General features: G+C 68.5%; 11 protein-coding genes, 1 tRNA gene and 2 pseudogenes. 11 read left to right on the forward strand and 3 right to left on the reverse strand.

What is annotated here, in order from left to right; all coding sequences use genetic code 11:
- Window positions 1–24: 24 nt before the first annotated feature.
- A complete protein-coding gene (locus ACYP53_RS35060) occupies window positions 25–720 on the reverse strand; it encodes a helix-turn-helix domain-containing protein (RefSeq protein WP_189917550.1) in 696 nt (231 codons plus the stop codon).
- 128 nt (window positions 721–848) lie between these two features.
- Here ACYP53_RS35060 and ACYP53_RS35065 point away from each other — a divergent pair, with 128 nt between their 5' ends.
- From ACYP53_RS35065 to ACYP53_RS35095, 7 genes are all read left to right on the forward strand, one after another.
- Entirely contained in the window at window positions 849–1259 is a 411-nt protein-coding gene (locus ACYP53_RS35065; protein WP_189917548.1) for an ester cyclase, read from the forward strand.
- A gap of 115 nt (window positions 1260–1374) precedes the next feature.
- Window positions 1375–1602: a hypothetical protein gene (locus ACYP53_RS35070; RefSeq protein WP_459650430.1), complete on the forward strand. Its 228-nt coding sequence runs from the start codon at window positions 1375–1377 to the stop codon at window positions 1600–1602.
- Window positions 1603–2080: 478 nt separating this feature from the next.
- Window positions 2081–3028, forward strand: a complete 948-nt coding sequence (locus ACYP53_RS35075; RefSeq protein WP_459650431.1) for a MerR family transcriptional regulator — start codon at window positions 2081–2083, stop codon at window positions 3026–3028.
- Window positions 3029–3078: 50 nt separating this feature from the next.
- A complete protein-coding gene (locus ACYP53_RS35080; protein WP_459650432.1) occupies window positions 3079–3858 on the forward strand; it encodes a class I SAM-dependent methyltransferase in 780 nt (259 codons plus the stop codon).
- A 121-nt stretch (window positions 3859–3979) separates the two neighbouring features.
- The gene (locus tag ACYP53_RS35085; RefSeq protein ID WP_459650433.1) at window positions 3980–5386 is read left to right on the forward strand and encodes an IS1380 family transposase; all 1407 of its coding nucleotides are present in this window, start codon (window positions 3980–3982) and stop codon (window positions 5384–5386) included.
- A 407-nt stretch (window positions 5387–5793) separates the two neighbouring features.
- Window positions 5794–7485, forward strand: a complete 1692-nt coding sequence (locus tag ACYP53_RS35090; protein WP_459650434.1) for a serine/threonine-protein kinase — start codon at window positions 5794–5796, stop codon at window positions 7483–7485.
- A 212-nt stretch (window positions 7486–7697) separates the two neighbouring features.
- Window positions 7698–7774: transfer RNA gene (locus ACYP53_RS35095), tRNA-Met, on the forward strand.
- Window positions 7775–7954: 180 nt separating this feature from the next.
- Here the strand turns inward: ACYP53_RS35095 and ACYP53_RS35100 are convergent.
- Window positions 7955–8107 (reverse strand): annotated as a pseudogene (locus tag ACYP53_RS35100) (DUF6349 family protein); the annotation flags it as partial.
- A 281-nt stretch (window positions 8108–8388) separates the two neighbouring features.
- On the opposite strand from ACYP53_RS35100, the gene ACYP53_RS35105 reads away from it, so the two are divergent.
- The gene (locus ACYP53_RS35105) at window positions 8389–9174 is read left to right on the forward strand and encodes a hypothetical protein (RefSeq protein WP_459650435.1); all 786 of its coding nucleotides are present in this window, start codon (window positions 8389–8391) and stop codon (window positions 9172–9174) included.
- 252 nt (window positions 9175–9426) lie between these two features.
- Window positions 9427–9822, forward strand: a complete 396-nt coding sequence (locus ACYP53_RS35110; protein WP_459650436.1) for a hypothetical protein — start codon at window positions 9427–9429, stop codon at window positions 9820–9822.
- Between the two features lie 73 nt (window positions 9823–9895).
- On the opposite strand, the pseudogene ACYP53_RS35115 reads toward ACYP53_RS35110, so the two are convergent.
- Window positions 9896–10815, reverse strand: a pseudogene (locus ACYP53_RS35115) (transposase).
- A 319-nt stretch (window positions 10816–11134) separates the two neighbouring features.
- Between ACYP53_RS35115 and ACYP53_RS35120 the strand changes: the two are divergent.
- Both ACYP53_RS35120 and ACYP53_RS35125 read left to right on the forward strand, forming a co-directional pair.
- Window positions 11135–11719, forward strand: coding sequence for a tyrosine-type recombinase/integrase (locus ACYP53_RS35120; RefSeq protein WP_459650952.1), 585 nt, complete (start codon window positions 11135–11137; stop codon window positions 11717–11719).
- A 356-nt stretch (window positions 11720–12075) separates the two neighbouring features.
- The gene (locus ACYP53_RS35125) at window positions 12076–12264 is read left to right on the forward strand and encodes a YegP family protein (protein WP_189917543.1); all 189 of its coding nucleotides are present in this window, start codon (window positions 12076–12078) and stop codon (window positions 12262–12264) included.
- Window positions 12265–12362 lie beyond the last annotated feature (98 nt).

The raw sequence follows: 12362 nt of genomic DNA on the forward strand, positions 1-12362 counted from the left end.
GTTCGAGCACTGCCCGTCCGGGCGCTACCTGTTCGGGTGCCGCCCGAAGGCCGGGGCGAGGGTGCGGGCGACCGTCTCGACCGGAGGGAGGAAGCGGGCCGCGGCCTCCCCCAGCAGATGGGCGTGGAGGGCGCGCTGATGGGCGGCGCCGACGAGGAGGACGGCCGCGGCGGCCGGGTCCAGCGCGGCCGGGAGCCGACCCGCGGCCTGCCGGGCCCGGACGGCGTCGGCGACCGCCCCGAGGGCGAGGTGCGGGCCGATCTCGCCGCCGCGCTCGGAGAGCAGCCCGCGCAGCTGGACGTCGGACTGGACGGCGCCGAGGATCGGCATGATCCGGCGGTAGAACTGTTCGAGGCGGGTGAGCAGGGCGGTGAGATCGGCCTCAAGGTCGGTTCCCGGGCCGGCCCCCGGGTCGGCCTCCGGGCCGGTCCGCGCGTCGGTCTCCGGGTCGGTCCGCGCGTCGGTCTCCGGGTCGGCCTCCGGCGCACCGAGGATGGCCGTCGCGTCGGCGAAGGCGGGCAGGTGCAGCCCGATGACGGCCTGGAGCAGGCCCAGCCGGTCGCCGAAGTGGTAGAAGATGCTCGACTCCGCGACGCCCGCCCGGCGCGCGATCTCCTTGGTGGACAGCGCCAGTCCGGCCTCCCCGAGCGCCTCCTCGGTCGCCTTGAGCACCGCCTCCCGCACCCCGGTCGAGGGCCGACCGCTTCGCGCCTGAGCCATCTCCGGCCTCCGTCTCTTCCCGCCGCCTCGACTACTTGAGTAATCGCTCAGGAACAGGTTAACTTACTGAGGGATCGCTCAGTAAGTCGCTCGGCGATCCGCTCGCAATCCACCTCGGGAGGGGACCCATGACCACCGTCGAGTACCGCAAGAACGCCGTCCGCCGCCTCTACAAGGCACTTGAGGCCGGCGACCTGGACGTCGCCGACGAACTGTTCACCGCGGACTTCACCACCACCGAGGGCAAGCACCAGAACGTCCGGGGCCCGCAGGGCTTCAAGGACGCCATCCGCGAGGTGCACGCCACCCACGCCGACCCGTCGTTCGAGATCCTCGACCTGCTCGGCGAGGGCGAGGACGTCGTCGTCCGCTGGCGCATGACGGCCACCCACTCCGGCCCGCTGATGGGCGTCCCGGCCACCGGCAAGCGCGTCAGCACGGAGGCCTTCGCCCTGTTCCGCTTCGTCGGCGACCGCATCAGCGAGCGGCACGCCGTCATCGACCGGCTCGGCCTGGTCCAGCAGCTCAAGGGCGAGTGACCCACCGCCGCCCGCGACCAGGGGCCCCGGAGGGTTGCTCCCGCCCCCGGCCGGTGGTTTGCTGACGGCATCAACTCCCGCCGATGGGGCGGGAGATGAACGGGGGAGGTATCACATGCCGGACTTCGGTGGCGGGCTCGCGAAGATGACCGTCATGAGCGCCGTCGTGGCGAGCGCCGCGTTCGGCCTCGCGACACCGTCGCACGCCGCCGCGCCACAGGCGCCGGTCTCCGCTGCCCATCGAGCCGACGAACCCGCCGACACCTCCGACACCTCCGACACCGCCGACGCCGCCACGCCCGTGCATCCGGTGACGGACAGGCAGAACCAAGGGCACTACTGAGCGGTGGCGAAGGCTCCCCCGGCACACGGCCGGGGGAGCCTTCGGTCATTCGCTCCGTCGTGGCAACCGGCTAACGGGCCGCGCACCGCGGTCGGTCGCCCGTCTCTTTCCGCCTCGGACTCCCCCGCGCGCCCGCGTCCCCGCTGATGATCCCCCACCCACTACCCTGAGGCATCGGGCAGACGGCCGACGACCGCCCGGGGGTTCCCACTCGGATGGCACTTCTGACGTGCGGCGCAGGGACCGGTAGCGGCTCGAAACCCGCAGGCAGTAGCCATCGGGTCGTGCAGGCGAAAGTCGCGGAGGCCCCACGGCCGTTGGCCAAAGCGCCTCGGCGAACGGCCACCCGCTCTCACCGACGCGAGCGGCCACCGCTTCGACAGCATCACCGGCGATGGCGGCTCTTCTGCGCGCTTGACCTTGACCCCAGGGGCAAGGTTTAGGTTGGTTATCGCGGCAGACGACGCGGAGGGCGGGAATGAAGATAGGCGAGATGGCGAGGCAGGCGGGGGTAAGCCCGAAGGCGGTGCGCCGCTACGAGCAGTTGGGGCTGCTCAGCCCGCGCCGGATGCCCAACGGATACCGGGAGTTCGACAACGATGACGTCCGGATCGCGCGGGAACTGCGGTCGTTGCGGGAGCTGGGGATCACCGCCGAACACGCGCGCCCGTTCCTGGAATGCCTGGACGCTGGCGCCACCGAAAGCGACCAGTGCCCGGCGTCTCTGGCCGAGTACGCGACCGCGATCGACGAGCTGACCGCGCGCATCAACGAACTGACAGACCGGCGCGCTGTGCTCCTTCACCGCCTAAGGGAAGCCGCATACCGCGACAGCGTGGTATCTCCCGCCGCAACGCCCGCCGCACCGAGCCTTTCCTCGGGCGACCACGCGCAACCCGCCTCACGCCCCGACCATGAGCCGCTCGACTATCTCACCGGCCGCCGCCTTCCCGGGTTGGCGTTGCCCGCCACCACCGGGGACACGGTTCGGATCGACAACCTGGGCACCGGTCGAACGGTGCTCTACCTCTATCCGCTCACCGGCCGACCGGACAGGGACCTGCCCGAAGGCTGGAAGACCATTCCCGGCGCGAGTGGGTGCACCCCGCAGGCCTGCGGATTCCGCGACCATCACCGGCAACTGCTCGATGCCGGCGCCGCGCACGTGTACGGCCTGTCCAGCCAGGACAGCGCCTACCAACTCGAACTGGTCCAGCGGTTGGGCCTGCCGTTCGCCATGCTCTCCGACCCGGGGTTCACACTCGGCTCGGCGCTCGATCTGCCGACCTTCTCGGCGGCAGGAATGCGGTTGTACCGGCGGTTGACCCTCATCGTGCGGGATCAGGCGATCGAGCATGTCTTCCACCCCGTCTGCGAGCCCGGCCGCCACGCCGCACAGGTGCTGGCCTGGCTTCGCGACCACTGAGCCGACTACTCGGCAAATCTCACACGCCCAACAAAGCAGGAGGTCACCCCGTGACGCGGCGAACGCCTGACGGCAGCGCAGGAGATGCGGACTACGGCACCATCGGCGACGGCTACTCGAAATTCCGCAGGCCCGATCCGCGTATCGCGGCCCTGATCAAGCAGGCCCTGACCGGGGCGAGCACCGTCGTGAACGTCGGCGCCGGCACCGGCTCCTACGAATCGAGCGCGTTCACGATCACCGCGGTCGAGCCGTCCGCCTCCATGCGCGCCCAACGGCCACTACACCTGCCACCCGCTGTCAACGCTGTCGCCGAACACCTGCCCTTCCCGGACAACTCCTTCGACGGCGCCATGACTACGTTCAGCGTTCACCAGTGGAGCGACTTGAAATCCGGTCTGCTCGAGATGCGGCGCGTGGCCGCCGGTCCGGTCGTCGTGCTCACCTGCGACCCCGACCGCGTGCGCGAGTTCTGGCTCTACCAGTACGCACCGCTGGTGCTCGAAACCGAAGCCCGACGTTATCCGGCGATTCGCGAGATCACCGACGCCTTGGGCGGGCGGGCACAGATCGAGACCGTCCCGATCCCCACCGACTGCGCCGACGGGTTCAACGAGGCATACTACGCCCGCCCGGAAATGCTCCTGGACCCGGCCGCCCGGCAGGCCTGCTCAGCCTGGAGCTTCATCGACGCGGAAACCCGCGAAAAGTACACACAGCACCTACGCGAAGATCTCGCCTCCGGCGCATGGGACCACCGGCACGGCCACCTGCGCGCCCAGCCCCACCTGCTCGGATCGCTCGTTCTCGTCCGGGCGCTGCCAGACTGACCGTATTCGGCGCTACTACTCTGCGGGTCGGGTCCAGACCGTGATCGGAAAAGCGAAAGTGCCTTCTGGGCTGCGACGATGAAGCTTGTCTCTGTCGTTCCAGCGGGAAGGCACCTTCTGCGTGCACACGACCCGGTCACGCCCCAAGCTCGTCGTCAGCGCCGACGGGAACGGGGTGGTCAGCCACGCCGGCTCGCGTCTGCTCGCGGACTTGGCCGACGCCACCACGCTGACCAGTGCCTTCTCCGACGCCCTGCGCCGGCTGCGGCCGCGCGGGACCGGGCACGATCCCGGCCGCGTCGCGGTGGACCTCGCGGTGATGCTCGCCGACGGCGGCGAAGCGATCGCCGACCTGGCCGTGCTGCGCGACCAACGCGACGTGTTCGGCCCCGTCGCCTCCACTCCGACCGCCTGGCGCATGCTCGCCGGCATCGACAAGGCAGCCCTGAACACGCTGCGGGCAGCACGGGCCCAGGCCCGCGAGGTCGCCTGGCTGCAAGCCGACGAGACCGGACAGGCGATACCGGCATCCCACGCCGGAGGACGTGAACTATCGGGCCTGGTCCTGGACGTCGACGCTACCCTGGTCACCTGCCACTCCGAGAAGGAACAGGCCGCCGCCACCTACAAACGCGGCTTCGGCTACCACCCGCTGCTCTGCTTCCTCGACAACGCCGGAGAAGCCCTCGCCGGGATCCTGCGGCCGGGCAACGCCGGAGCGAACACCGCCACCGACCACATCACCGTCCTGGACCAGGCCCTCGCGCAGATCCCCGACGCCCACCGCCACGGCACCGAGATCCTCGTCCGCGCCGACAGCGCCAGCGGCGCGAAGGCCTTCCTCAACCACCTCCGCGACCTGCGAAAGAGCGGGATCCACACCACCTTCTCCGTCGGACACGCCGTCACCGAACTTGTCCGCAAGGCCATCCGCGTCCTGCCCGAGAAGGTCTGGCACCCCGCACTCGAACAGGACGGCACCCTTCGCGCCGGCGCCGAGGTCGCCGAGCTGACCGGATTGGTCGACCTCACCGGATACCCGGACGGCACCCGCGTCATCGTCCGCCGCGAGCGCCCCCACCCCGGCGCGCAGCTGTCCCTGTTCGACCAGGACGAAGGCATGCGCCACCAGGCCTTCCTCACCGACACACCCGTCACCGGCGGCGGCTCCATCCAATACCTGGAGGTCCGCCACCGCGCCCACGCCCGCATCGAGGACCACATCCGCTGCGGCAAGACCACTGGCTTCGGCCGCTCCCCCTCCCGCCGCTTCGCCATCAACCAGGCCTGGCTGGAGCTGTCCCTGACCGCGATCGACCTGCTCGCCTGGACGCGAACCCTGCTGCTGGATGGCGAGTTGGCCACCGGCGAACCCAAGAAGCTCCGCCACCGTCTCCTGCACACAGCCGCCCGAATCACCCGCGGAGCCCGCCGCCTCCGCCTGCGGATCGCCGCCACCTGGCCCTGGCGCCACGAACTGACCACGGCGTTCCATCGCCTCGCCGCGCTGCCCCGACCGGCCACCTGACCGCCGACGTCGCCGCTGACCACCCACGCCCCGAGGACCCAGGAGCACCCGGCCCCAGCGCCGGGACCTCGGCATGCCCAACGTCCGCCGACAGCCCCAGGGCCTCCGACGCAGGCATCACCCCAGCTCAATTGACACGAACCGAAACAGCGAGGCTAGCTCAGAAAGGCCTTCCGGCAGGTCACGCCAGTGCCCCCGGTTCCTCGCCCGGTGCAGAATCCCGTCTATCGCATGCCAGTGATCACGCCGCCCGCACCGACCGTTGCTCGCTGATGGGACGGCCACAGTCACTCCGGCTCCACGCCTTAGGGGAGAGGCCGCGCGCAGCCCCTGGCGCCCCCTGCATGACTGCGTCAAAGTAGGTCAACAGCATCGCCAGCATTCGCATTTGGGGGAAGGTGCGGCAGATGGACTCTGGGAACGGGCGGCTGATTGGCGGACGCTACCGGTTAGGTCACAGTTTGGGGGCCGGTGGATTCGGCCAGGTCTGGGCTGCGCATGATGTGGCGCTCGGCGTTCCGGTAGCTCTCAAGGAGATTCGCCTTGGAGGGGTATCGGCGGAGGAGCGGGCCGAGCTCCTCGTGCGGGCCGCGCGGGAAGCGCGCCATGCAGCTCGGCTGCGCGAACACCCGAATATCGTCACAGTGCACGACGTCGTCGAAGTCGACGGCGCCCCCTGGATTGTGATGCAACTGGTGGAAGGGCACTCGCTCGCCGAGGAGATCAGGACGAACGGTCGACTCACTGAGTCGGCGGCGGTAGCCGTCGCCGAGGCGCTACTGGGCGCGCTGGGAGCCGCCCATGACGCCGGGATCATCCACCGGGACCTGAAACCCGCGAACGTGATGCTGACGCCTCACGGGGATACCGTCCTGACCGACTTCGGCATTGCGGTTGAAAGCGCCGACACCAAGCTCACCCCAAGCAACATCGTCATCGGGACCCCCGGGTACACCGCACCAGAACGCTGGCAGGGTGTCGCCCCCAGCTCGTCGTCGGACATGTACTCACTGGGGGTGACGCTCTACGAGGCGATCGAAGGACAGCTCCCGTTCCCTCGGGAGAATCCTGTAGCGGCTCTCACCCAGGAACCCCGGCCGGCGCAGCGCGCCGGCCGCCTGGAGCCGTTACTTAAGGTTCTCCTGGCCCGTAATCCGGACGCGCGGCCGAGCGCCGACGAAGCACTCGTTCTGCTGTCCAGAAAGCGGTCGGGATCCCCCGACATCAGGCCGACTAATCATCCTGCTAATCCCTTCGCCAGGAATACTGTCGCCGGACAGGAATTGCGAGGCAGGAAAAGGGAGCGCGCGATCGGCAACCTCCTCTTTTTCGCCGCCATCACAGGAATAATCATCTGGGTGGCCGCCGCCAACCAAAGGGAAAATTCCACCGCTCAGCCCGGGTCGACGCTCTCAATCCCTTCCCGCGCGGTCTCAGATCCGCTCAGCACCCCTTACTCTCCTCCAGCTCCCACCTACACTCCCCCGGTCTACACTCCCCCGGTCTACACACCCCCGGTCTACACACCCCCGGTCTACACACCCCCGGCCTTCGATCCCGCGACCCTCGACAGCGCGCAGACCGACAAAACCCCGCTGACCCCAGCGGCACTGCTCCCTGATTCCTTCACCGATGACAAAGGGGTGTACTACACGCAAACCAGCGGTTTCTCGCGGAGTTGCCTGGACGCAGGGACGCAGCATGTCAAGGCCGTCCTGCGGGACAGCGGATGCACCAACCAGATCATCGGAACGTACAGCCCACACAATGCCACGATCATGGTGGTCGTCGTGATCATACCGATGTCGGACAAAGCAACCGCTGACGCAACCTACAACTCGCTTAGTGACGAGTACAGCAATAGCTGGGGCTACTGGTGCCCGAAAAGCGGAGTCGGATCAGAATTATGCGACAGGGGCGCCGACATTAGCTCGGCAACTCAATCCGGCTGGACGGGCACAGGCCATCGATACCTGTTCCACTCATTGGCTCTCTATGTCAATCTGGGAGAGGACCCGAGTGGCAAGCCTTGGACGAGGGCCGCAGCCAAAGCTGCATTCGATGCTGCAGGCCCACAGAACTACTCGGGCAATCGGTAACCGCCTTTCCATCTGCATGACGGGATGGGCGATACGCCCTGCCCCCTCCGGCTTCGGGCGGCGCGGGCAGGGCTGTTGCTACCAGGCGCCGCGAGGTGCCCCAGCCCTCTCCCGCCCTCGCCGGAGAACTCGCTCAGTGAGCCCGCCGGCACTGGCGGCGCAGGGATCTGGTTTGTGACCACCCGTTTGTGCCGTACAGTCGGGACCACCGACGCGGGGTGGAGCAGCTCGGTAGCTCGCTGGGCTCATAACCCAGAGGTCGCAGGTTCAAATCCTGTCCCCGCTACCACGAACGCCGAGGGCGGATACGGAACTTCGCATCCGCTCTCGGCGGCTTTCGCATAACTGCTTGTGCCGGGCCATAACCTGCGTTCGACCCTACGCGACCCCACGGTTAAGGATCTTGCCTTCGGAGAAGCCCTGTTTCTCCTCACCCAACGGTTTCTTCCAGGGCGACAGTCGTCTTGGGTCAGATCAAGGTCAACTGCTCTGGCGCGGGATCCTCGGGTGCGGGCTGGTGGACCTTGACGAGGTAGCCGCCGCCCGGGGCACGGCCGGGCTCGTGCCACTCCCTGGCGTTGGCGGTCCAGATCTTGAGGGGCCCGCCGGCTGCCCGCCGGCCCGCCGGTAGGTGGCCTCCCGGTGAGCGCGGAGGCCAAGGGCTGTCCCGTAACTACTGGCCGCAGGCGGTCGGATGTCCTCTGACAGGAGGCCTTGACCGTTTGCCATTCGATCTTTACCACCAGCAGGTTCCTGCCACCTGATCTTGACCGGTAGGGAGCGGTGGGGGATTGCCGTGAAGACACACGGCGGCACCCTGCCGGCGGGCGGTCCCGCCGGGGCCGGGTCCGCGGGCGAAAATCCTGCAGGTCGGAGCGGGTGGATGTGCCAGGATCGCCTGCCATGGAGAACTGGGACGAACTGACCGTCACCGAGCAGGTGCTGGTCCGCCGCGCTGTCACCGACACCAGCCCGCGCGGCAGCGCGCAGCACATCACGGCCGTGCTGCGCTGGGCGGGCTCGCCGGAGGTGCCCGGGCACCGCAACGCGTCGCCCGTGGAAGAGCTGGAGCGCGTGCCGGAGCTGGCGGCGGCGGCGCGCCGGCTCATCGCGGACGGGTGGTTGACGGTGCGTCGGGCCATGGGCACCAGCTTCGTCCAGGAGGACAGCCCAGCGGTCACCGGCCCCGAGCTGGAGCAGATGATCACCGACGCGGCGACGTGGCTGATGCCGTCGGGCGATGAGGCCGACCTGCCCGTCCTCTCGCTGCGGGTCACCGCCGAGGGGCGCCGCCGCTGGGAGGCCCGGGCGTACGCGCCGGACGCCCGGGCCACCATCCACCAGCTGGACCTGACGGAGGACGAGGAGCGGATCCGGGTGTGTGCCATGGAGGCGAGCGGCTGGCTGACCGGCCCGTTCGGGATCCTCGCCGATCTGCCGTCCGGGCTGGAGGGCGAGGAGTTGCGGGCGTACGTGGCGGCGGACCTCACCCCGCTGGTCCGGCTCGTCCGCGAGGGCGTGATCGAGGTGCTGCACGTCGCCGAACCGCACGCCGAGGTCACCATCATCCCGTTGGCGGAGCTGCTGGACGCCTTCAGCGACCGTGAGTTGCGCTGCGACGACCGCGACGACTGGGGCGTCGGATTCACCTGCATCCTGATCCAGTCGCCGGCGAACGCGCTCCGCTAGCGTCCTGAGCCAGGGACCCGGTAGACAGTCCGGGAAGAACACCGAAGTCGAGCGGTCAAAGTCACTTCGCAATCGGTCGAGATCGCCTGTCAGAGGACATCGGATCCGCCTGGAGTCGGAAGCGTGCCCGGACTTCGGGGCCTCTGGATGGGGGCAGGGCACTGCTGAGCGACTTCAGGCATGGGATCTTGGGGGAGTCTGGGGCCAGCGGTGTTGCCCCTGGCGGGAGTTGCACTAGGTTCGGTCGGATCAATGTTCTGGCAGTACCTGGTGTCGCGGGCGAGTACTCGGCAGCTGGCGGTCCAGGAGGCGGCCGCGCACCGCGCCGAGCTCAAGGACGTGATCCTCAAGTTCCTGAGCGTCGCGTTCCGGGTGGAGAAGGAGGCATCCGCCCGCCTGCCCAACGGCGAACGTTCGGGGGGCGGTGTGCTTGATCAGCTCGTGGACGAGCTGTGGCTGGCGCAGGCGGAGATCGATCTGGCGGCCAGGAACGAGCCGCTGCGGGGAGCCACCTACCGCTGTGCCGCTCGCCTGGTGGAAGCCGCCCGCGGCGAAGCGGCGGGCGCACCCGAACTGGGTAGGGCGCAGGTCGAGTTCATGGACGCTGCCTCTCAGGATCTCTGGCCCGGTCAGCGGCGAGAAGCGTGAGCACTCGGCACCGCCGGTACGACCTGGTGCGTGATTACGGCGGCGATGTGACGGCCTGAGCGGCGGCCGTTGGTCAGATGGCGGCGGTGCGGTCGGAGACAAGGCCGGCGACGGCGAGGTAGGTCGCCGGGAGGGAGTCGCGCCGGTGGGTCCAGCGGGCCAGGCCCTTCCAGCGCTTGTGGTCGGCGAGGGCGTGCTCGACGGGAATGCGCTGGGACGAGTGCTCGTGGCGGGCCCGTTCCCGGGTTTCGTGGACTTCCGGTGCGGCGATCTTGTTCGGCTTCCTGGGTGGTGTGACGGCCTTGCCGGGATGGTCCCTGCGGAGTCCCAAGTAGCCGTCGTCGAGAAGTACTTGGACCTTGGGGAACTGGCTGAAGAGCTCGTCGATGCCTTCGCTCCATATCGCGGTGGCGTCGTGCATGCGTCCCGGGCGGAGGTTGCCGGCCCACAGGGTGCGGCCCTTCGCGTCGGCGACGATCGTGGCCTTCATCGTGTTCTGCTTCTTCTTGCCGGAAACGAAGGCCCGACGCCCACCCCGGTGCGAGGTCGGGCGGCGGACCTGGACCTCGGTTGCGTCCAGTCGCAGCACGACGCCCTCGGCCTGGGCGTAGGCGAAGACGTCCGCCGGAGTCCGCAGCCGGATCCCGGGGCGGTCTGGCACCGCGAAGCCGCGGGCGGCGAGCAGGCCCCTGACCTCGCCGACGGCCCGGCTGATCGTGGAGCGGTCAACACCGAACAGCAGGGCCAGGACCGCGTGCGGCAGGTCGTGGCGCAGGTGGATGAGCGTAGCGGTCACGCGGTCGATGAACACGAGCCGGTGCCTGGCACCCGCACGGCAGCCCGTTGCCGCGCTCCACCACGGGCGGCACGCCGCCGTCCCTCAACATCGGCCTGCCAGGGAGCTGCGAGCTCGGCGATGAGCTCCGCCAGGTGTCGGCACGAGATGCCGGTCAGCACCCGATGGCCGAGGACTGCACGGTTCACCTTGATCATCACGCCGTCAGATCATGCCGCCCACAACGCCGCTGGTCACATCGCCGCCGTAATCACGCACCAGGTCGTTAGTCATGGACGTACTCTCGTCGGCGCTGAACGACGCCGTCCGCGCAGAACTCATGACCAAGAACTGGGCACGCTGGTCAAGTTCCCCCGCAGGAGGCCTCCCCGGCCGATGTTGTGGACGCCGGCCCGTGTCGCCCGCTGGCGCCAGACGGGCGAAGTCCCGGGGGCTGTCATGGTCTGGACCCCTCAGCTCACCGGGCAGTTCCTAGACACATACGTAGACCATGAGCTCTTTGACCTGTTCCACTTCATGGCGCTTCGAGGCCCGCGCCGCGGCGAAGTCTGCGCCCTCTCATGGACCGAAGTGGACTTGGATGATCGCCAAGTCACGATCAACCAGCAAATCGTCAGCGTCGCCCACGAGCTGTTCGATGCTGACCCGAAGGCCGACTCGGAACGCACCATCGACCTCGATAGCGAGTCGGCTCGTCTTTTCGATCTTCGGCAGGCACGCCAGGCCGAGGCACGCGCCCGGATGGGCGAGGCCTGGGTGGACACCGGACTCGTCTTCACTCGCGAAGATGGAACCGGCTACCACCCCGACTACCTCACCAAGCTCTTCAAACGACTCGTCGACCTGGCCGACCTACCGCCTCTCACCCTCCACGGGCTACGGCACGGCGCGGCATGCATCGCCCACGCCGGGGCTCCACTCCAAAGGCGATTTCGGAGCAGCTTGGCCACAGCGGCATCCAGATCACGATGGACATCTATACCAACGTGTTCCCGGAGTACCGACGAGCCCAGGCCGAAGCCGCTCTGTCAGTGGTCCCTCGCGCCACGCGGCCCCTTCTACCCGAACCTGAGACCGCTCCCATTACACCGCCCGCGCTGACCCAGTCGGCTGGCGACCCACGACCTGGAACGGGCAAGCTCTCCGCTCTACGGCGTGCCCGCGAGAAGAAGGCAGCCAAGAACTCCCAGCAGCTGACACCGGCATAGCTGGGCACCGCGCCTATGGGGTGATGATCGGCACGTCGCCAGTCATTCACCCCATTGGTGGCTGCCCCGGGGCACCCCACCGCAGCCAAATCCCCACAGAATCCCCATCGGCTTCCTGGAAGAAGCCGCCAACCGGAGTAAGACCGCCACGAGGAGCCCACTCGGATGGCTCATCTAGCGTGCAACACAAGGGTGTTGAGCCTACGGTCCGGTGCCAGGGGGCACTCCGAACGGAAGGCTGTTTCTGTCATGGCGGGTAGGTTCGAGCTGTACGTGGACGAAACCGGGATGCACCGGTTCCAGCTCAAGGCGAGCAACGGGTCGGTCGTGGTGACCGGGGACCCGGAGGAGAGCAAGGACGACTGCCTGAAGAGCATCGAGTCGATCCGCAAGCTCGCGCCGTACGCCGAGCTCAAGGAGGCCGCCGGCTCGCTGTGAGCCCGGAACGGCGGCAGGTGACGGGGGACGCGGGTCGGTGGTGCAAATCGCCGACCCGCGTTCGCTTGTACGACAGATCCCTTTGGCCGGGTGCACGC

It is taken from the genome of Kitasatospora sp. Ki12 (assembly GCF_054601375.1).

Coding starts and splice junctions, on each gene's coding strand:
- ACYP53_RS35060 (WP_189917550.1), bottom strand. CDS start 720: ATGGCTCAGGCGCGAAGCGGTCGGCCCTCGACCGGGGTGCGGGAGGCG.
- ACYP53_RS35065 (WP_189917548.1), top strand. CDS start 849: ATGACCACCGTCGAGTACCGCAAGAACGCCGTCCGCCGCCTCTACAAG.
- ACYP53_RS35070 (WP_459650430.1), top strand. CDS start 1,375: ATGCCGGACTTCGGTGGCGGGCTCGCGAAGATGACCGTCATGAGCGCC.
- ACYP53_RS35075 (WP_459650431.1), top strand. CDS start 2,081: ATGAAGATAGGCGAGATGGCGAGGCAGGCGGGGGTAAGCCCGAAGGCG.
- ACYP53_RS35090 (WP_459650434.1), top strand. CDS start 5,794: ATGGACTCTGGGAACGGGCGGCTGATTGGCGGACGCTACCGGTTAGGT.
- ACYP53_RS35105 (WP_459650435.1), top strand. CDS start 8,389: ATGGAGAACTGGGACGAACTGACCGTCACCGAGCAGGTGCTGGTCCGC.
- ACYP53_RS35110 (WP_459650436.1), top strand. CDS start 9,427: ATGTTCTGGCAGTACCTGGTGTCGCGGGCGAGTACTCGGCAGCTGGCG.
- ACYP53_RS35120 (WP_459650952.1), top strand. CDS start 11,135: ATGGCGCTTCGAGGCCCGCGCCGCGGCGAAGTCTGCGCCCTCTCATGG.
- ACYP53_RS35125 (WP_189917543.1), top strand. CDS start 12,076: ATGGCGGGTAGGTTCGAGCTGTACGTGGACGAAACCGGGATGCACCGG.